Source organism: Nocardia niwae NBRC 108934 = DSM 45340 (assembly GCF_001613465.1).
Taxonomy (GTDB): domain Bacteria; phylum Actinomycetota; class Actinomycetes; order Mycobacteriales; family Mycobacteriaceae; genus Nocardia; species Nocardia niwae.
Genome location: NZ_BDCK01000024.1, coordinates 189,146 through 207,196 on the forward strand (window position 1 = coordinate 189,146; position 18,051 = coordinate 207,196).

An 18,051-nucleotide genomic window follows, 5' to 3' on the forward strand; every position below is an offset into this window, starting at 1 on the left:
GAGTTCCGGGTCAGGAATCGCCCATGAGGCGACGGCGGTCGCGTTCCTCTGCGGCCGCGGCGGCGTTGCGGCGCTGCTCCTCCGCGGCCAAGTGCAGCGCGGTGCGGCTCCACACCACGCGGATCCAATGGAAGGTGAGCACGACGGTCACGATCGCGCCCAGGATCAGCCCGATGCCGGGGCCCGCGCCGATGTAGTTGCCGACCCCGGGCGTCTGGCGATGCCAGATGGACAGCACGCCGAACACGCTCGCCACGGCGCTGCCCGCGACCGCGATCCAGGCCAGCACCCAGCGGCGGGTCATCAGCGCCAGCATCGAGAACCCGATGCCGAAGACCACGAGGAACCAGACGAAGACGCGCGAGGGCAGCCCGATGTGCTCGGCCCGCGCGACGTCGGTGTTCAACAGCACGTCGAAGCCGCGTGCCGCGCCCGCGTGCGGCAGTACCAGGGACGCCAGCAGCAGGAATACCGCGCCCGCCACGACCATGGCGCGGACGCCCGGATCGATCTCACCGGCGATCTTGCGCTCGACGGCGTCCAGATCGTCGCGGAACTGTTCGAAATCGCCGGTGCTCTCGACCGAGCTCACTGAGTCCTCGTTTCGTTCGTCTCCTGCGGGGCCGGCGGGCTGGTGCCCCGGCTTCGCCGCGGACGTTCGGCGTTCGTCGTCGCCGGACGCGGCGGCTTCGGCGCCGCGGGTGGCGTCGTCGTTGTCGTCCGGCGGCGTGGTCATGCGTCGCAACCGGTGGAGCAGCTCACGGCGGCCGGTTCCGGGGCGGGCGCGCCGATCCGGGGAAGCCCCAGACCCACACCGATCGGCGCGGTCTTCGGGGTGACACCGCGTTCGTGCGCGTCACCGGCACGGGTGCGGCGATGGGTCTTGATCGCGGCATCGGCGACCAGGTGGTGCGGCGCAGCGGCGGTGATGTCGACCGTGATCAGATCTCCCGGACGGATCGGCTCGGCGGTGCCACCCGGGCGGAAGTGCACCAGCCTGCCGTCGCGGGCGCGGCCGCTCATGCGCGCGGTCGCGGCGTTCTTCTTGCCCGCGCCCTCGGCCACGAGCAGCTCCACCTCGGTGCCGACCAGCTCCCGGTTGGCGGTCAGGGAGATCTCCTCCTGCAGCGCGATGAGCCGGTCGTAGCGTTCCTGGACGACGGCCTTGGGCAGCTGGTCGGGCATCTCGGCCGCGGGCGTTCCGGGCCGCTTGGAGTACTGGAACGTGTAGGCGCTGGTGAACCGCGCCTGCCGGACCACGTCCAGGGTCTCCTGGAAATCCTCCTCGGTCTCGCCCGGGAAGCCCACGATGATGTCGGTGGTGATCGCGGCGTGCGGCATCGCGGCGCGGACCTTGTCGATGATGCCGAGGTAGCGCGCCTTGCGGTAGGAGCGCCGCATCGCCTTGAGCACCCGATCCGACCCCGACTGCAGCGGCATGTGCAGCTGCGGGCAGATGTTCGGGGTCTCGGCCATGGCCTCGATCACGTCGTCGGTGAACTCGGCCGGGTGCGGCGAGGTGAAGCGGACCCGCTCCAAACCGTCGATGTGCCCGCACGCACGCAGCAGCTTCGCGAATGCGCCGCGGTCGCGGGGTTCGCCCGGATCGGCGAACGAGGCGCCGTAGGAGTTCACGTTCTGACCGAGCAGCGTCACCTCGAGCACGCCTTGGTCCACCAGCGCCTGCACCTCGGCGAGCACGTCGCCCGGACGGCGGTCGACCTCCTTGCCGCGCAGAGCGGGCACGATGCAGAAAGTGCAGGTGTTGTTGCAGCCGACCGAGATGGACACCCAGCCCGCGTAGGCGGACTCGCGCTTGGCGGGCAGCGTGGACGGGAACGCCTCCAGCGACTCCAGGATCTCGACCTGGGCTTCCCGGTTGTGCCGCGCCCGCTCCAGCAGCACAGGCAGCGAGCCGATGTTGTGGGTGCCGAAGACCACGTCCACCCACGGCGCCTTGCGCACCACGACGTCGCGGTCCTTCTGCGCCAGGCAGCCGCCGACGGCGATCTGCATGCCCGGATGACCGGCCTTGATCGGCGCGAGGTGCCCGAGCGTGCCGTAGAGCTTGTTGTCGGCGTTCTCGCGCACCGCGCAGGTGTTGAAGACGACGAGGTCGGCCGTCGCGCCGGGCGCGGCCTTCACATAACCCGCGTCCTCCAGCAAACCCGACAAGCGTTCGGAATCGTGCACGTTCATCTGGCAACCGAAGGTGCGGACCTCGTAGCTGCGTGCTGGGCCCTCGGCGGGCGCGGAAGCCGACACCGCCTGTCCGATCGAATCCACTCGTCCAGGGTACGGGGCGGCCGACAGCGGCTTTCGCGGGCATCGGCGCAGGCTCCGGGCGGTCTTCGGCCGACAGCGGAGGAACCGGGAGGTTACACGCAAGTGTCGGATCGGCGCGGCGGGACGGTGTGTCGCGGAAAGCCGGGCAAATTTCCGATTTTTGCCTAAGGTCATGACCATGACCGACGACGACGCCGCGCCCGCCACGACCGGGGACGCCTCTGCCGGGGCCGTCAGCGCCGCCACCAGCGCGCCTCCGATGATCTCGATGCGCACAGTGGACAAACACTTCGGCGACCTGCACGTGCTCAAGGACATCAACCTCGAGGTTCCCAAAGGGCAGGTCGTCATCGTGCTGGGCCCCTCGGGCTCCGGGAAGTCGACGCTGTGCCGCACCATCAACCGGCTCGAGCCGATCGACTCCGGCGACATCGCCATCGACGGCGTCCCGCTGCCCGCCGAGGGCCGCGCGCTGGCCGCTCTGCGCGCCGACGTCGGCATGGTCTTCCAGTCCTTCAACCTTTTCGCGCACAAGACGATCGTCGAGAACGTCATGCTGGCGCCGGTCAAGGTCCGCAAGGTCAAGAAAGACGCCGCCCGCGCCCGCGCGATGGAACTGCTCGACCGGGTGGGCATCGCCGATCAGGCCGGCAAGTATCCGGCGCAGTTGTCCGGCGGCCAGCAGCAGCGCGTCGCCATCGCCAGAGCGCTGGCGATGAACCCGAAGGTGATGCTGTTCGACGAGCCGACCTCCGCGCTGGATCCGGAGATGGTCAACGAGGTGCTCGAAGTGATGGTGTCGCTGGCCAAGGACGGGATGACGATGCTGGTCGTCACCCACGAGATGGGCTTCGCGCGCCGCGCGGGGAATCGGGTGCTGTTCATGGCCGACGGCCAAGTGGTGGAGGACGCGGCGCCGGACGCCTTCTTCACCGCCCCGAAGTCCGAGCGTGCGAAGGACTTCCTGGGCAAGATCTTGAGCCACTGACCTGCCGGACACAGCGGCCAGCACACCCACGGATAGGGAGAAGGAACTCGATGAGGATCAATCGCGCTCTGCGCATCGGTGTCGGAGCGATCGCCCTGACGCTCGCCGCCGCGACCGCCACCGCGTGCGGCGGCGGCGACGACAAGTCCGCCCTGGACCACGCCAAGGACGGCAAGCTCACCATCGGCATCAAATTCGACCAGCCGGGCCTGGGCTTGCGGAACAAGGACGGGTCCTACAGCGGCTTCGATGTCGAAGTGGCCAAGTACGTCGCCGGGAAACTGGGTGTGCAGCCGAACGACATCACGTTCAAGGAGGCCCCGTCGCCGCAGCGTGAGACGTTGATCGAGAACGGACAGGTCGACTACATCGTCGCCACCTACTCGATCAACGACAAGCGCAAGGAGAAGGTCGATTTCGCCGGGCCGTACTACGTCGCGGGGCAGTCGCTTCTGGTGCGCGCCGACAACACCGACATCAACGGCCCGGAGACCCTGAAGGGCAAGAAGGTCTGCTCGGTGAAGGGCTCGACTCCGGCCCAGAACATCGAGAAGAACTTCCCCGACACCCAGTTGCAGACCAACGACACCTACTCGCTCTGCCTCGAGGGCCTGCGCGCCGGATCCTGGGACGCGGTGACGACCGACGACATCATCCTGGCCGGTTACGCCGCGCAGAGCAGCGGCGCGTTCAAAGTGGTCGGCAAGCCGTTCACCACGGAGAACTACGGCATCGGCTCGAAGAAGGGTGACAAGGAGCTGCGCGACAAGATCAACGACGCGATCGAGGCGATGATCGCCGACGGTTCCTGGAAGAAGGCGTTCGACTCGACTGTCGGCGCCTCGGGCTACCAGGCACCGCAGCCGCCGACGGTGAACCGGTACTGAGCGTCCGCGCTCGTCCCCGCACGGGTGGCCCGTCCCCGACCGGCCGGGCCACCCGCCGCACCTCCCCTGACCATCGAGACCCGATCGGAGGAACGCGTCCGCCGTGTTCGACCTGATCTCGAGGTACGACAGCCAAATCCTCGAAGCCTTCTGGGTAACCATCCAGCTGACCGTGCTGTCCGCGGTCGGCGCGCTGATTCTGGGCACCGTCGTCGCGGCGCTGCGCGTGTCTCCCGTGCCGGTCGCCCGCTGGGCCGGCACCGCCTACGTCACCGTCTTCCGCAACACCCCGCTCACACTGATCATCGTGTTCATGTCGCTGGGCCTCTACACGACGATGGGCTGGCGCCTCGCCGGTGAGGGGCCGGACTCGCTGGCGCAGAACAACTTCCGCTTCGCTGTCGTCGGCCTGAGCATTTACACCGCATCCTTCGTCTGCGAGTCGCTGCGCGCGGGCATCAACACCGTGCCGATGGGCCAGTCCGAGGCGGGCCGCTCGCTCGGCTTCGGCTTCCTGCAGAACCTGCGGCTGGTTGTGCTGCCGCAGGCCTTCCGCTCGGTGATCGCCCCGCTGGGCAGCGTGCTGATCGCACTGACCAAGAACTCCACCATCGCTTCGGCGATCGGCGTCGCCGAAGCGGCGACCCTGATGGCGGAGATGACCGAGACCGAGGCCGCGGTCCTGGCGATCGGCGCGATCTTCGCACTCGGCTTCGTCATCCTGACCCTGCCGACCGGCCTGTTCTTCGGCTGGCTGGCCAAGAAATACGAGGTGGCCCGATGAGCGCAGGCGCTTCGGTCCTGTTCGACGCGCCGGGTCCGAAGGCTCGGCTGCGCAACAACGTCTACTCGCTGCTGGTCGTGGTCACCGTGGCTGCGGCGGGCTGGCTGCTCTATCGCGGTTTCGCAGACAAAGGGCAGTTCACCGCCGAGAAATGGAAGCCGTTCCTGGATGCGGAGGTCTGGTCGACCTACCTGTTGCCCGGTCTGCGCGGCACGATTGTCGCCGCGCTGCTGTCCATCGTGTTCGCGCTGATCATCGGCATGGTCTTCGGCATCCTGCGGTTATCGGACCATCGCGTCGTGCGCTGGGTCGCCGGAACCGTCGTCGAAGTGGCGCGTGCCATCCCCGTGCTGATCTTGATGATCTTCCTGTTCGCGGTGTATTCCGAGTACGACGTGTTCCGGTCCGAGGACCTCGCGCTCGCCGCGGTGGTCACCGCGCTGACCGTTTACAACGGCTCGGTCATCGCGGAAATCGTGCGCGCGGGCATCCGCTCGCTGCCGAAAGGGCAGACCGAGGCGGCCGTCGCGCTGGGCATGCGCAAGAACCAGCTGATGCGATTGATCCTGCTGCCGCAGGCCGTCACGGCGATGCTGCCCGCACTGGTCTCGCAGATGGTGGTCGCGCTCAAGGACTCGGCGCTGGGCTACCAGATCACCTATGTCGAAATAGTGCGCTCCGGCCAGCAACTCGGCGCGGCCGAACAGAACACGATTCCGGCGCTGATCGTCATCGCGATCATCATGATCGCACTCAACAGCGCGCTGACGTGGGTGGCGACGAAGCTGGAGCAGCGGCTGCGGGCACGCAAGCGTGGAAAGGGCGGCGGCGCGGTCGTCGCCGCGGACTCGGTCATCACCGACGCGGCGCCCGGCGTCGACCTCGGCCGGAAACCCTGAGAACCGCCTCGGAATCGTTGCCGCGCAGGCGAACTCGTTACCATGCAGCAATACCGCACGGCACGGTCCGGGGCGGCCGGAGTGTTGCGCTCGAGCTGAGCGCAACACTCGTGCCCTCGGCGGTGTCCCGTCAATCTCGTAGGCATACGCCGATCCCCGGTATTCGAACCGGCGGGACGGTCATCAGTGCATACCTGCGGGAGTTGATCGATGACCAGCCGTACCTCCGACCGTCTTTTCGACGAGTCCTTCTCCTTCCCTGGCGAACTGCGCCGCCCCGGGCACGCGGGCCCCGCGCGGGTCGCGGTGATCGGCGCGGGAGCGAGCGGTCTGGCCGCCGCGTACGAGCTGCAACGCCATGGCTTGGACGTGACCGTCTATGAACGCACGGCGCGTCCCGGTGGGCGGGTGCGCACCTGGCGGTTCTGGGACGGCACCCACGGGGAGCTCGGCGCCATGCGGATCCCGGGCAACCATCACTGCACTTTGCACTACGTCGACGAGTTCGGCCTGGCTACAAGGCCTTTCGTCAACGCCAACCCGGATGCGTACTACCTGCTGCGGGGCCGCCGGGTGCGCAGGTCGCAGGTGGAACAGGTGCTGCCCGCCTATCAGCTGCAGGAGAGCGAGTGCACCGACCCGCTGCTGGTGCTCGAGCGACTGTTGCGCGACGCCTGGCACGGCCTGGGCGACCATCGGCGCAAGGCACTGCTGGCCGGTGATGTAGCCGATCCGGAGCTGGACCGGCTCGCGGCGACCTCACTGTGGCAGTTCGCCCGGCAGCGCCTCTCGCCCGACGCCTGGGATCTGATCGGGCATGCCAGCGGACTGCTGCACTACGAGCACGCCTCGCTGCTGGAGGTGCTCGTCGACTACTTCGGGTTGTTCAACGTCGACCAACTCGAGTTGGTCGACGGCACCGACGCGCTCATCCGCGGTTTCACCGACGCGCTGCGCCCCGGCAGCCTGCGGCTGGCCACTCGCATCACCGAACTGCACGTCACCGGCGACAGCGTGCGACTCCGAGGCGAGCGGCACGGCGCCGCGTTCACCGACGAGGCCGAATTCGTGATCTGCGCGGTGCCCGCACCCGGTCTGGATCAGATCGACATCTCCCCCGCGCTGCCCGCACCGCAGCGACAGGCGATCCGCGGCATCAGTTACGCCAGCAGCACCAAGACCCTCGTCCACGTCCGAGAGCGGCACTGGGAACACGTCGACGGGATCTTCGGGGGCGGCAGCTTCACCGATCTGCCGATCCAGCAGGTGTGGTACCCGTCGGACAACGCCCGGCTCGCGTCCGAGGCGACCCGCTGGACCGCCTCGGACCCGGAACGCTCGCACGCTCCGGCCGTGCTCACCGCCGCCTATCTGTGGGAGAACAACGCCCGGCGGTTCGCGGCGCTGCCCGAGAGCGACCGCACCAGAATCGTGCTCACCTCGCTCGAGCAACTGCACCCCGGCCTGACCGCCACCGTCGACGACGTCGTGCACTGGACCTGGGATGAACAGGTGGGTATCGGCGGCGGCGCGTTCGCCTACCTGGCACCGGGACAGCACGCACGCTACCTCGCGGAAATCGGCGCCCCGCATCCGCATCCGGCGCCGCGGGTGTTCTTCGCCGGCGAGCATCTCTCGGTCGCGCACGCCTGGATCCAAGGCGCGCTGCAATCGGCGCTGGAGTCGGTGCGGCACCTGCTGGATCAGGTGAGCGTGCCGCGTGCGGCTTGATCGCGCGACCTGGGTCCTGGCCTCGGTGAGCGCCGTGTGGGGAGCCAGCTATACGGTCACCGGCTGGGGTCTGCGTGAACTGGACGTAGTGACCTTCAACGCGATCCGCTTCACCGCAGCCGCGCCGCTGCTACTGGCGCTCGTGCTCGCCGTGGAGGGCAGGCCCGTCATCGCACGCCTGTGGTGGCCGCGCCTGGCGCTGTCGGCCGGGATCGGCATCGTGGCATATCAGTTGGCCTTCAGCGCCGCCGTCGCGCTCACCACGGTGACCGAGTCCGCCATTCTGATCGCGCTGTCGCCGTTCTGGACCGCGGTGCTGGCCCGGCTGGCCGGTGAGCCCGTCCGCGCTCCCGTGCTGACCGCCGCCTGCGTGGCGATGGCCGGTGTGATCCTGGTCGTCCTCGGTCGCGGCGCGGGCCACTCCGCATCGAACCGCGCGCTCGGCGACCTGGCCGCCTTGGTCGCGTCCGCGCTGTGGGGCGCCTACCCGGTCGTCACCCGTCCTCTGCTGGACGACCACAGTCCCCTCCGGGTGACAGCGTGGACTTCGGCGATCGGCGCCGCGCTGCTGCTGCCCGCGGCGGCCGCACCGGCGCTAGCGCACGATCTGCCGACGTTTTCCGGGACAACCACGCTCTCGCTGGTCTTTTCCGTGCTGGGGGTGACCGTTTACGGCCTCGTTGCGTGGTACTGGGGGGTGCGGCGGGTGGGGTCGGCGCAAACGATGGTCTTCATGTTCGCGGTGCCGGTGGCGGCGGCGGTGTTCGCCGTGATGTCCGGCACCGAACGTGTCACCGGGCTGCAGATCGCCGGGGCGGGCCTCGTGCTCGCCGCACTGACCTACAGCCAACGCAATGCGGAAGTCCACGACGCAGGAGTAGCACATGACGGTTACCACGACCTCGATCACCCTGGAACGCGCGACGCTCATCGTCGGTGAGGCGCTGGCCTACGGTTCCGCGCACGGATTCGACCCGCTGACGGTGGCGGTGCTCGATCCCGGCGGCCATCTCGTCGCGTTACAACGCCAGGACGGCTCCGGCATCCTGCGACCGCAGATCGCGATCGCCAAGGCTTGGGGCGTGCTCGGTCTCGGCGTCTCCAACCGCGAGATCGCCCGGCGTGCGGCGGCCGCGCCGACCTTCTTCACGTCGGTCGCCGCACTCGCCGAAGGACGCATCCTCGATGTGCCCGGCGGCGTCTTCATCCGGGACACGACGGGCGGGATTCTCGGCTCGGTCGGCGCGACGGGGGCCGCGACATCGGTGGAGGACGAACGCGCCGCCGTAGCGGGTATCGAGGCCGCCGGTCTGCTCGCCGACACAGGAGAGGTGTAGACCGACGATGCCCCATCCGAAACCCGCACAGCGTTGCACCTCCACCGCGGCGGTACGAAGGGTACAGAGTTCAACGGCCGCGGGCCGAGCGCCGATCGACTGTCCGAGCAGCGACAATCAGCAAACCGACCGGAAACGCCGTAGTCGCCCGAGATTCCGCTGACACCGGGATCTCGCTGGCGCGGCCGCGGCGCCGGGCCGCCCGAGCAGGTCGCCGCACACCGGGCAGCTGTATCCCGCAGAGCCGACCGGCGTGGAGCGCGGTCGTGAGCGGGATGCGACTCCGCCTGTACGGGCTGGATCCATTCGGCGCGGACCGGGTGCGCTCTCCGGGGTGAACACACATGGCTTCCGTAGCCGTGACGAGACGCCTATTCGGGTGAGGCCGTGCCCCGACGAACTCTCACGACTTCGCGCGGTTGGACGGCCGCCGATATATGAGTGCCTCGAGCCGACGGAGCACGGCTCCCTATCGCCGGAAGCCACATGAGCCGTCGAGTTCAATCGATGGAGCCGTCGAGGTCGCCTTCGATCCCCCGCTCCGCCAATTCGGCCTTGACCACCCGATACGCTGTGGACTGATCGTAACCACGGCGGGCGAGCATGCCGACGAGGCGGCGAATCCTCTTGTCCCGGTCCAGTTCTCGCGGCAGCGAGCGCAGTTTGCGGCGGACCAGCTCGGCGGCGCGGGCTTCCTCGTCGTCGGTGCTGATGGCGTCGAGGGCGGCCGCGGCGTCCGACTGCGCGACCCCCTTGCGCCGCAGTTCCTGTGCGAGCGCCTGCTTGCCTTTGCCGGAGAAGGTGTGGCGGGAGTGCACCCATTGCTCGGCGAAGGCGGCATCGTCGATGAGACCCACTTCGCCGAGGCGGTCGAGCGCTCGTTCGCTCACCTCGGGCGTGTACCCCTTGGCGGCCAGACGCTGAGCCAGCTCCGCTCGGCTGCGGGCACGGACGGCGAGCAAGCGGAGACACGCCTCCTTCGCCTGCTCGACCGTCCCGCCTTCGGATCCGGCCGCCACCGGATCCGCCGACCGGCCTTCGGACCGGCCGGAGTCGGCCGAGGACGACCCGGGAAACCCCCGCGCTCCTCGACGCCCCCGGCGGGACCCAGCCGGACGCGCCCGCTGCGGATCGGACGCATCCGGCCGAGTTCCCATGGTGTCCGGCGCAACCGAACCACCTTCGGCTCTCCGGACGAGTTCGGAATCCTGTCCACGCGACCGGACGCCGTCCGGCGAACCGGAGCCGGAGAGGAGTTCCTCCAGCCGGCGCCGCATCTCCTGTACCGCGTCGGCCCGTGGCTGCCCGGAATCAGCCGGAGCCGTTCCGGGCGAGCGCCGGTTCGTCGGCTCAGAAATCGGCGGGCACCTCCGCGGCCGCATCGGCCGTCACATCGGCGCCGATGCCGAGCTTCTCCTTGATCTTCTTCTCGATCTCGTCGCGGACGTCGACGTTCTCCAGCAGGAACTTGCGGGCGTTCTCCTTGCCCTGACCGAGCTGATCGCCCTCGTAGGTGTACCAGGAGCCGGACTTACGGATGAAGCCCTGCTCGACGCCCATGTCGATGAGCGAGCCCTCCTTGGAGATACCGTGCCCGTAGAGGATGTCGAACTCGGCCTGCTTGAACGGCGGGGAAACCTTGTTCTTCACGACCTTCACGCGGGTGCGGTTGCCCACCGCATCGCTGCCGTCCTTGAGCGTCTCGATGCGGCGCACGTCCAGGCGCACCGACGCGTAGAACTTCAGCGCCTTGCCACCGGTGGTGGTCTCCGGCGAGCCGAACATCACGCCGATCTTTTCGCGCAGCTGGTTGATGAAGATCGCGGTGGTCCCGGAATTGTTCAGCGCGCTGGTCATCTTGCGCAACGCCTGGCTCATCAGGCGGGCCTGCAGACCGACGTGGCTGTCGCCCATCTCGCCCTCGATCTCGGCGCGCGGCACCAGCGCGGCCACCGAGTCGATGACGATGATGTCGATGGCGCCGGAGCGCACCAGCATGTCGGCGATCTCCAGCGCCTGCTCACCCGTATCGGGCTGGGAGACCAGCAGCGCGTCGGTGTCGACCCCCAGCTTGCGGGCGTAGTCCGGATCGAGCGCGTGCTCGGCGTCGATGAACGCCGCCACCCCGCCCGCGGCCTGTGCGTTGGCCACCGCGTGCAGCGCCACGGTGGTCTTACCCGAGGATTCCGGGCCGTAGATCTCGACGACGCGGCCGCGCGGCAGGCCGCCGATGCCCAGCGCCACATCGAGCGCGATGGAACCGGTGGGGATCACCGAAATGGGCTGGCGCGCCTCCTCGCCGAGGCGCATGACGGCGCCCTTGCCGAAGCTCTTCTCCACCTGGGCCAGCGCGAGCTCGAGCGCCTTGTCCCGGTCGTAAGCCTGTGGTGCCATGTCCTGATCCCCTTTTCGACGGGTAAGTCTCGTTCTGTGGTTGGCGCCTACAGTAGAGCGCGGCACCGACAAGTTCTGGCGACCAGACTAGACGAACAGGTGTTCGAGTCAAGCGACGCGCCAAGCGCCCGGCACCGTTCTCGGCCAACGCCGCGCGATCAGGGCACCAGCGCGATCCGGTCGGTGTCCAGCAGCGTCTGCGCCTGCTTGAGCACACGCAGCGACGGCGTCATCTCCACGCCGGTGATCCCGTCCAGCGCGCCGAGCCGCTCGGTCACATACCGGTAGAGATCCGCGGTGTCGCGGCAGATGATCGAAGCGAACACGGTGGACGGCCCGGTGGTGGCGGCGACGAAGACGATTTCCGGATGCGTGGCCATCGCCCGCCCGACGGCGTCCAGGTCGGCGGGACGCACGCGCAGCCACAGCGCGCCGCGCACGTTGTACCCCATCCGCTCGATCGCGAAATCGACGTCGAAGTACAGCACGCCCGCCGCGGTCAGCTCGGCCATGCGCCGCGCCACACGCGGCGCCGTCCACCCGGTTTCGGCCGCGAGCTGAGCGTAAGGAGCGCGCCCGTCCCGGCCGAGCAGCGTGAGCATCGCCTCGTCGTCCACCGACAGATCCACCGGCGCATCCGGTCCCGAATCCGCAGGCCGGGACCGGGCGGGGCCGAGTTCGTCGAGCTGGGCGGCGGTGAGCAGATGCCGGTAGCGCGGCCACTCCTCGTCGAGCGGGAAACGGTGGATGACCTCGTGCGCGGTCAATTCCAGCACTTGCGGGGCGCGCGGCAGGATGTGCAGCAACAGCGCGTCGCGCCGTTCGACCGAACGCGGCCTGCCCACGCAGGTGACCTCGGACCCGGTGGACAGCAGCGTCACCCAGCTCAGATCCGGGAACCGCGCCAGCGACTCGGCCAGCCGCAACGCTTTGTCCGGCGTCGATTTCAAGCGCAGCACCCAGCGCGCGTGGCCGAGCGGCACGGCGTTCACCTGCCCGGAGACGTGCAGGATGCCGCGCTGCCGCAGCGCGCGATACCGCCGCGCCACCGTCTGCTCGGAGACCCCGAGGATGCCACCCAACCGGGCGAACGGGATCCGGGCGTCGTGGACCAGCCCGTGCACGATCTGCTTGTCCAGCACATCCAATCCGGAGGATTCCCTCGGGCCATCATCTCGCACAGGAGGAATCTAACGCGGATGCCGCTGTGGCTAGGGAGATTGCTCCGATTAACGCACGCTTGGCGTCGAAATCGTTCGAATCCGCCATGGAGGCCCCCGTGAGGAAATGGCTCCCCTTGTTCGCCGCGTGTCTCGGCACGCTGATGCTGCTCATCGACGTCACCATCGTGAACGTCGCCCTGCCGGACATCGCCGCCGACCTGGACACCGGTTTGTCCGGCTTGCAGTGGGTGGTGGACGGCTATGCCCTGGCGCTGGCCGCGTTGCTGCTGGTGCTCGGCTCGCTCGCCGACCGGGTCGGCGCGAAACGCGCCTACCTGGCCGGGCTGGTCGTCTTCGCGGTCGCGTCGCTCGGGTGCGGGATCGCCGAATCCGCGACGGCTCTCGTCGCGGCGCGGGCGCTGCAAGGCATCGGCGGCGCGGCCATGTTCGCCACCACTCTGTCCCTGCTGCACGCGACCTACACCGGACGCGATCGCGGCGTCGCCTTCGGCGTCTGGGGCGCGGCGTCCGGCGCCGCCGCCGGCATCGGGGTGGTACTCGGCGGCGTCCTCACCGACGCGCTGTCGTGGCGCTGGATCTTCTTCGTCAACCTGCCCATCGCGGTGCTGGCGATCGGCCTGACCGCCACGGTGTTCCCGCACGCTCGGCAGCGGCTGGACCGAGCCGTGGATGTGCCCGGCATGATGGCCTTCGCGACCGCGGCCACCGCGGTCACCTACGGCGTCATCCGCGGCGGCGAGCACGGCTGGACGGACGCGGCCGCGGTGACGGCGTTCGCGCTGGGCGCTGCCGCGGCGATGGTCTTCGTTCTCGTCGAAACACGCAGTTCCGCACCGATGTTTCCGCTGGCACTGCTGCGCAACCGCGACTTCGGCGCGACCTTGTTCGGCGCGTCCGGGCAGACGTTCGCCGCGTTCGCGAGCAGCCCCCTGATCTCGCTGTGGCTGCAGCAGCAACTACACCTGTCGCCCCTGCACGCGGGGCTGGCGATGCTGCCCATGGCCGCGACCGCGTTCGTCGTGGCGGGTGTGTTCGGGAGGTTCCTGCACGACGTCGCGCCGAAGTGGACCATCGGCGCGGGGCTGGTGGTCGTCGGCCTTGGCAGCTGGCTGCTGATGCTCGTCGGCGCCGAGTCCTCCTGGGTCGCGCTGGTCCCCGGATTCGTGGTGATCGGCATCGGGATCGGCGTCAACGCGCCCGCGCTGGTCTCGGTCGGCATGGCGGCCGTCGCCCCGGAACAGGCCGGCACGGCCGCGGGTGCGGTGAACACCGCGCGGCAATTGGGCCTGGCGCTCGGCGTCGCGGTGCTCGGCACCGTGTTCCGCGGTGTGGCGACCGGTGAGCAGCCGATGACCCTGCCGCACTTCGTCGCGGGACTAGACGCGGCGTTCGGCGTCGCCGCCGCGGTGGGCATCGGATTCGGGGTGATCTCGTTCGCGCTGTTCCCCCGGCGCGGCGCGAATGCCGGATCGTCCCAGACCCCGCGGCAGGCCGTCGCCGCCTGACCGCGATCCGGCACACGAGACGGCGGCGTCCGGCTGGGCGCCGCCGTCTGCTGTGGTCGCACGGTCCCGGGAGCGCTCTACCGCTGCGGCAGCACCGACACGTCACCCGGATCGCGCGGCCCGAAGATGCGCCGCTCGGATTCCTCGATCGGCACATCGTTGATGCTGGCCTCGCGCCGCGACATCAGGCCGTCCGGGGCGAACTCCCACTGCTCGTTGCCGTAGCTGCGGAACCACCGGCCGGACTCGTCGTGCCATTCGTACTGGAAGCGCACGGCGATGCGGTTGCCGTCGAAGGCCCACAGATCCTTGCGCAGCGCGTAGCCGTTCTCGACTGACCATTTCCTGGTGAGGAACTCGACGATGGCGTCGCGACCGGTGAAGAACTCATCGCGGTTGCGCCACACCGAGTCTTCGGTGTAGGCGGCGGCGACTCGCTCCGGATCGCGGGTGTTCCAGGCGTTTTCGGCAGCTCGCACCTTCGCCTCGGCGGATTCCGCGTCGAACGGGGGTAACGGAGGTCGCATGGATGGCTCCTTTCTCGAAGTTTCAGGGATTGACGGGCGAGAGCTCGGCAGGCCCCCACCGCAGCGCTCCTCCGGGCCGCTCGACTACCTCCTCGACGGTGAAATCGAGGGAGCATTGCGCGCCTGCGGCGAAGGTCTCGGGGGTCCAGAGCAATTCTGCGGTGCCGGTGAGCTGCAACGCGGCTCCCGTGGACCAATCCGGGACCAGAATCCCGCAGCGGGGATCGACCTCGAGGTTGCCGAGCGTCATGAACATCGAATTGCCCCGATAGTCCGGCCAGCGCAGCCGCGTGGGCGAAAGCACCTGCAGGAAACCGGGGTTCCCACCCCGGTGCGAGGCGTCGGCGTTGCCCGCCGCGTCCGCGGTGGCGACGAAGAACGTGTCGGCCGCCGCTATCGCGGCCCGCTGGTCCGCGTCGAGTTCGACGCCGCGACGCACCGCCACTGATTCGGCCTCGGGCGCATAGCTCTCGATATCGCGCCGCGAGATGTACTTAGGGCAGTTCGAATACACCTGATCGGTGACGATGCGCAGGCCCGCGCCCTCCGGCGTCGACCTGCCGTTGACCCGCATCCGTCTGCGCCGCTGCGGCTGCAGGGCGATCATGCCGACGCGGCAGTGACGCGTCAGCGCTTCGTGCAGCGGATCGGCGGCGGCGGGCGTGGTCTCGACCGTGATCGTCCGGTCGTCCGCCGCCCGGACGAAACCCGGCGGCCCGACCAGCTCGCTCGCCCACAGCCTGCCCGCCGCGTCGGCGGCGGCGAGCACCACCATCCGCTGTTCGGCCAGGAAGCCCGCGGCGACCGCCGGGATGTCGGGACGGATCATGCGACCGACCCGTTCGGCGATGTCCGCCTGCCCCATCCGGCGCTGGACGGCGACCTCCCCGCGGTGAAACGTCTCCCGCACGATGGCTCCCTTCGTTGCGCTGACGACCCGATCAGAAGAAGCCGCAGGTGGGTGCGGCGCCGCTGGGCGCGGGAGCGGTTTCGGCTCCGCTGGGCGCGTAGACCTCCAGCCGGATGCCGTCGGGATCGCTGAAGAAGATCCCGCCGGAGGCCACGCCCTCGCCGTGCGCCACCACCCCGTCGTGCGCGAAGGCGACCGAGAGTTCACGCAGCACGCGTTCCACCGCGCGTACCTGGTCGATGCTGTCCACCTGGAACGAAAGGTGATGCAGTCCGGGAGTGTCGGTGGAGAACGCGCCGTCGCTCTGCTCCCACAGTGTGACGACCAGTTTGCCGTCCGAGCCGAGAAAGGCCCACCGGCGCTGGTCGTCGGCGCTCGCGGCGAGCTGGTCGAAGCCGAGCGCCCGGCGATAGAAGTCCACCGAGCGATCCAGGTCCGAGACGTTCAGTCCGACGTGCCCGGTGGCGAGCCGAGGCGCGGCGATCGTGGTCATGATGATTCCTCCTCGAAATACTTAACCGTATTATACGGTTTCACTGGTTAGAACATACGGACGTCACACCCCGCGTGTCAACCATCGAAATTAGTTTCAACAGTTAGAAAGGAGGTGACCGGCGTGAGCCCCGACGCGCACTCGATACCCTCGGGCATGCCCGATCCACGCCCCCACCTCGGTGAACCCCTGGCGCTCGATCTGCTCAACACGCGATGGATCGAGCACGGACCCCAGGACCTGCTCACGGCGGTCGCCGGCCTGCGCACCTGGCTGACATCGGCGGGGATCTCCGATCGCGCCACGGCCGACGACGCCACCTTGCAGGCGACACTGGCCGCGCGCACGGCCATCTACGACGTGGTCGTGCACGCCTCCCACACGGCACTCAACGAGGTGCTGGAACACGGCCGCATCCGTCGCACGCTCACCGAGGCGGGGCCTGCGGACGTGGCGGACGTCGCGGAGCCGGCCTGGCTCCCCGCCTGGCTGGCCGCCGACAACCTGCTGGAATTACTGCGCACCGCGCCGGACCGGATCCGTCAATGCGCGCACCCGGAATGCGTGCTGTTCTTCTACGACACCTCGAAGAACGGAACCCGGCGCTGGCACTCCATGGCGACCTGCGGCAATCGCACCAAAGCGGCCCGCCACTACGCGCGGAAACCTGACGCCTAGAACAACTCGTCGAGCAGCCGGTAGTACGCCAAGCGGCTCTCGTCCGGCTCGGCCAGCCCATAGGCCGCGAAGAAGGCCCTCACCTCCGCCTCGCCGAAGTCCGCGCGCAGATCGCGGACGGCGAGAGCCAGATCGCGGTAGCGGTCGGCCACGCCGAGTGCGCCCACGTCGAGCAGGACGCCGTTCTCCAGCACGTTCGGCGGGGTGAAATCGCCGTGCGCCACCACTAGATCCTCACCGTCCGGCCGCTGCGCCAGCAACCGCGCGAGAACCTCCTCCGGCGTGGATCCGGAGTTGTCCTCGTCGAAATCGTCCGGGTCCACCAGCCCCTCGACCACGTGGCGGCGCGCCTGCGCCAGCACGAGGTCGAGGCGTCCATCGAACGGGCAGTCGGCGACCGGAATGCTGTGCAGCCGCCGCAGGAGCGCGCCGAGAACGGCGCCGACGGAAGCCGCCTGCGCACTGCCGGAGCCCGTCCGCGCCGCCAGGCTGGGTGCGCCCGCGTCCGTGAGCACCAGGACGTCGTCTTCGAACGCCGCGACCTCCGGCACGGCTATCCCGCGGTCGCGCAGCCAGGTGAGCCGCTGATACTCGGCGACCGCCTTCGGTCCGCGTTTGAGCCAGTAGGCGCCGTTGACGGACACCACCCCGCCGCTCATGCCCTCGTGCGAGCCAGACCAGTTCGGCGACTCGCCGAACAGCGTCCTGACCGTGGGGGGCAACGGGATCGGCAGCTCGCCCAACGTGTCCAGCGCGGCGCGAGTGGATTCGATCTCCTCGGGATCGCCTTCGGCGACGCGCAGCCGCATCGCCTCGGCCAGCAGCGCGTGCGCCTCGGCAAGCTGATCGCGTTCGGCGAGCGCCTTGCCCAGATGCTGCACGGCGAAGGAGAGCACCTCGGGAGCGGCCACCCGTGCGTGTTCCACCGCGCGGCGGTACAACGTCTCGGCGGTGCCCGCGTCGCCGCGGTAGCGGTAGACGTCGCCCAAGTTGATCCACACACTGATCCGCCGCTGCTCCGTGTCCACCAGTTCGAGGGCGCGATCGAGGTGATCCAGCGCGTCGTCGTAGCGGCCGAGCAGCATCAGCTCGATACCGGTCTGCCGGTAACTCGCGAAGTCGTCGGGGCGGGCCTGCGCCACCCGATCGGCCAGGCGCTGCGGGTCGTGCGGAATCATCCGCTGCCGCTCGTCGAACCGGTACAGCGGCTCGTCCCGCTCGACCTGCCCCGGGGCGCTCACCAGCGTGCCCTCGGCACGTCGAACTCGGTGCACAGGGCACGCCAGACGTCGCGAGGGTCGACCCCGGCCTCGATGGCGTCGGCGCCGGTGCGCCCGCCCAACTCGGGGATGACGTGGTCGGTCAGCAGGGCGTCGCCCCTGGCCACACCGAACTCGCTGTGCAACAGTTCCTGAAACTCGGTCAACCGCACCGTCCCGAACTTACTC

19 protein-coding genes are annotated in these 18,051 nt (G+C 69.1%); 9 read left to right on the forward strand and 10 right to left on the reverse strand.

Annotated features, from left to right (window positions below; translation table 11 throughout):
• Positions 1 to 10: 10 nt before the first annotated feature.
• Both NNI01S_RS17215 and miaB read right to left on the reverse strand, forming a co-directional pair.
• The gene (locus tag NNI01S_RS17215) at positions 11 to 736 is read right to left on the reverse strand and encodes an Rv2732c family membrane protein (protein ID WP_369689672.1); all 726 of its coding nucleotides are present in this window, start codon (positions 734 to 736) and stop codon (positions 11 to 13) included.
• On the reverse strand, positions 733 to 2,286 hold the full coding sequence (gene miaB, locus NNI01S_RS17220) for a tRNA (N6-isopentenyl adenosine(37)-C2)-methylthiotransferase MiaB (protein WP_169812979.1): 1,554 nt from the start codon (positions 2,284 to 2,286) through the stop codon (positions 733 to 735). The genes NNI01S_RS17215 and miaB overlap by 4 nt, the downstream gene beginning before the upstream one ends.
• A 259-nt stretch (positions 2,287 to 2,545) precedes the next feature.
• Here miaB and NNI01S_RS17225 point away from each other — a divergent pair, with 259 nt between their 5' ends.
• The 7 genes from NNI01S_RS17225 (at position 2,546) to NNI01S_RS17255 (ending at position 8,912) form a co-directional block, all read left to right on the forward strand.
• Complete coding sequence (locus NNI01S_RS17225) at positions 2,546 to 3,274, forward strand: amino acid ABC transporter ATP-binding protein (RefSeq protein WP_063021222.1); 729 nt, start codon at positions 2,546 to 2,548, stop codon at positions 3,272 to 3,274.
• A 50-nt stretch (positions 3,275 to 3,324) separates the two neighbouring features.
• Positions 3,325 to 4,161: a glutamate ABC transporter substrate-binding protein gene (locus NNI01S_RS17230; protein WP_063021111.1), complete on the forward strand. Its 837-nt coding sequence runs from the start codon at positions 3,325 to 3,327 to the stop codon at positions 4,159 to 4,161.
• A gap of 103 nt (positions 4,162 to 4,264) precedes the next feature.
• The gene (locus tag NNI01S_RS17235; RefSeq protein ID WP_063021112.1) at positions 4,265 to 4,945 is read left to right on the forward strand and encodes an amino acid ABC transporter permease; all 681 of its coding nucleotides are present in this window, start codon (positions 4,265 to 4,267) and stop codon (positions 4,943 to 4,945) included.
• Positions 4,942 to 5,844, forward strand: a complete 903-nt coding sequence (locus NNI01S_RS17240; RefSeq protein ID WP_063021113.1) for an amino acid ABC transporter permease — start codon at positions 4,942 to 4,944, stop codon at positions 5,842 to 5,844. The genes NNI01S_RS17235 and NNI01S_RS17240 overlap by 4 nt, the downstream gene beginning before the upstream one ends.
• A 210-nt stretch (positions 5,845 to 6,054) precedes the next feature.
• The gene (locus tag NNI01S_RS17245) at positions 6,055 to 7,575 is read left to right on the forward strand and encodes a flavin monoamine oxidase family protein (protein ID WP_063021114.1); all 1,521 of its coding nucleotides are present in this window, start codon (positions 6,055 to 6,057) and stop codon (positions 7,573 to 7,575) included.
• Positions 7,565 to 8,515 (forward strand): DMT family transporter, encoded by a 951-nt coding sequence (locus NNI01S_RS17250; protein WP_063021115.1) that lies wholly within the window; start codon positions 7,565 to 7,567, stop codon positions 8,513 to 8,515. Before NNI01S_RS17245 ends, NNI01S_RS17250 begins: the two co-directional genes overlap by 11 nt.
• Complete coding sequence (locus tag NNI01S_RS17255) at positions 8,460 to 8,912, forward strand: GlcG/HbpS family heme-binding protein (RefSeq protein WP_063021116.1); 453 nt, start codon at positions 8,460 to 8,462, stop codon at positions 8,910 to 8,912. Before NNI01S_RS17250 ends, NNI01S_RS17255 begins: the two co-directional genes overlap by 56 nt.
• A gap of 500 nt (positions 8,913 to 9,412) precedes the next feature.
• Here the strand turns inward: NNI01S_RS17255 and recX are convergent, their stop codons facing one another.
• The 3 genes from recX to NNI01S_RS17270 all read right to left on the reverse strand — a co-directional run bounded on the left by recX (position 9,413) and on the right by NNI01S_RS17270 (position 12,487).
• Positions 9,413 to 10,069 carry a recombination regulator RecX gene (recX, locus tag NNI01S_RS17260; protein WP_084488930.1) on the reverse strand — a complete coding sequence of 219 codons (657 nt, stop codon included), beginning with the start codon at positions 10,067 to 10,069 and terminating at the stop codon, positions 9,413 to 9,415.
• Positions 10,070 to 10,262: 193 nt separating this feature from the next.
• Positions 10,263 to 11,306 (reverse strand): recombinase RecA, encoded by a 1,044-nt coding sequence (recA, locus tag NNI01S_RS17265; protein WP_043728224.1) that lies wholly within the window; start codon positions 11,304 to 11,306, stop codon positions 10,263 to 10,265.
• Between the two features lie 158 nt (positions 11,307 to 11,464).
• Positions 11,465 to 12,487, reverse strand: coding sequence for an Lrp/AsnC family transcriptional regulator (locus NNI01S_RS17270; protein WP_063021118.1), 1,023 nt, complete (start codon positions 12,485 to 12,487; stop codon positions 11,465 to 11,467).
• Positions 12,488 to 12,585: 98 nt separating this feature from the next.
• Here NNI01S_RS17270 and NNI01S_RS17275 point away from each other — a divergent pair, with 98 nt between their 5' ends.
• Entirely contained in the window at positions 12,586 to 13,995 is a 1,410-nt protein-coding gene (locus tag NNI01S_RS17275) for an MFS transporter (RefSeq protein ID WP_245676234.1), read from the forward strand.
• A 77-nt stretch (positions 13,996 to 14,072) separates the two neighbouring features.
• Here NNI01S_RS17275 and NNI01S_RS17280 read toward each other — a convergent pair whose 3' ends face one another.
• The 3 genes from NNI01S_RS17280 to NNI01S_RS17290 form a co-directional block, all read right to left on the reverse strand.
• Positions 14,073 to 14,522 carry a nuclear transport factor 2 family protein gene (locus NNI01S_RS17280; protein ID WP_063021119.1) on the reverse strand — a complete coding sequence of 150 codons (450 nt, stop codon included), beginning with the start codon at positions 14,520 to 14,522 and terminating at the stop codon, positions 14,073 to 14,075.
• A gap of 22 nt (positions 14,523 to 14,544) precedes the next feature.
• On the reverse strand, positions 14,545 to 15,387 hold the full coding sequence (locus NNI01S_RS17285; RefSeq protein ID WP_063021224.1) for a pyridoxamine 5'-phosphate oxidase family protein: 843 nt from the start codon (positions 15,385 to 15,387) through the stop codon (positions 14,545 to 14,547).
• A gap of 76 nt (positions 15,388 to 15,463) precedes the next feature.
• A complete protein-coding gene (locus NNI01S_RS17290; protein ID WP_063021120.1) occupies positions 15,464 to 15,925 on the reverse strand; it encodes a VOC family protein in 462 nt (153 codons plus the stop codon).
• A gap of 156 nt (positions 15,926 to 16,081) precedes the next feature.
• On the opposite strand from NNI01S_RS17290, the gene NNI01S_RS17295 reads away from it, so the two are divergent.
• Positions 16,082 to 16,603: a CGNR zinc finger domain-containing protein gene (locus NNI01S_RS17295; RefSeq protein WP_063021225.1), complete on the forward strand. Its 522-nt coding sequence runs from the start codon at positions 16,082 to 16,084 to the stop codon at positions 16,601 to 16,603.
• Here NNI01S_RS17295 and NNI01S_RS17300 read toward each other — a convergent pair.
• Both NNI01S_RS17300 and NNI01S_RS17305 read right to left on the reverse strand, forming a co-directional pair.
• Positions 16,600 to 17,844: an APH(3') family aminoglycoside O-phosphotransferase gene (locus NNI01S_RS17300; protein ID WP_245676236.1), complete on the reverse strand. Its 1,245-nt coding sequence runs from the start codon at positions 17,842 to 17,844 to the stop codon at positions 16,600 to 16,602. The genes NNI01S_RS17295 and NNI01S_RS17300 overlap by 4 nt on opposite strands.
• The gene (locus NNI01S_RS17305; protein ID WP_063021121.1) at positions 17,841 to 18,035 is read right to left on the reverse strand and encodes a DUF3046 domain-containing protein; all 195 of its coding nucleotides are present in this window, start codon (positions 18,033 to 18,035) and stop codon (positions 17,841 to 17,843) included. Before NNI01S_RS17305 ends, NNI01S_RS17300 begins: the two co-directional genes overlap by 4 nt.
• Positions 18,036 to 18,051: the final 16 nt, after the last annotated feature.

Coding starts and splice junctions, on each gene's coding strand:
- NNI01S_RS17215 (WP_369689672.1), bottom strand. CDS start 736: ATGACCACGCCGCCGGACGACAACGACGACGCCACCCGCGGCGCCGAA.
- NNI01S_RS17225 (WP_063021222.1), top strand. CDS start 2,546: ATGATCTCGATGCGCACAGTGGACAAACACTTCGGCGACCTGCACGTG.
- NNI01S_RS17230 (WP_063021111.1), top strand. CDS start 3,325: ATGAGGATCAATCGCGCTCTGCGCATCGGTGTCGGAGCGATCGCCCTG.
- NNI01S_RS17240 (WP_063021113.1), top strand. CDS start 4,942: ATGAGCGCAGGCGCTTCGGTCCTGTTCGACGCGCCGGGTCCGAAGGCT.
- NNI01S_RS17245 (WP_063021114.1), top strand. CDS start 6,055: ATGACCAGCCGTACCTCCGACCGTCTTTTCGACGAGTCCTTCTCCTTC.
- NNI01S_RS17255 (WP_063021116.1), top strand. CDS start 8,460: ATGACGGTTACCACGACCTCGATCACCCTGGAACGCGCGACGCTCATC.
- recX (WP_084488930.1), bottom strand. CDS start 10,069: ATGGGAACTCGGCCGGATGCGTCCGATCCGCAGCGGGCGCGTCCGGCT.
- recA (WP_043728224.1), bottom strand. CDS start 11,306: ATGGCACCACAGGCTTACGACCGGGACAAGGCGCTCGAGCTCGCGCTG.
- NNI01S_RS17280 (WP_063021119.1), bottom strand. CDS start 14,522: ATGCGACCTCCGTTACCCCCGTTCGACGCGGAATCCGCCGAGGCGAAG.
- NNI01S_RS17285 (WP_063021224.1), bottom strand. CDS start 15,387: ATGGGGCAGGCGGACATCGCCGAACGGGTCGGTCGCATGATCCGTCCC.
- NNI01S_RS17290 (WP_063021120.1), bottom strand. CDS start 15,925: ATGACCACGATCGCCGCGCCTCGGCTCGCCACCGGGCACGTCGGACTG.
- NNI01S_RS17295 (WP_063021225.1), top strand. CDS start 16,082: ATGCCCGATCCACGCCCCCACCTCGGTGAACCCCTGGCGCTCGATCTG.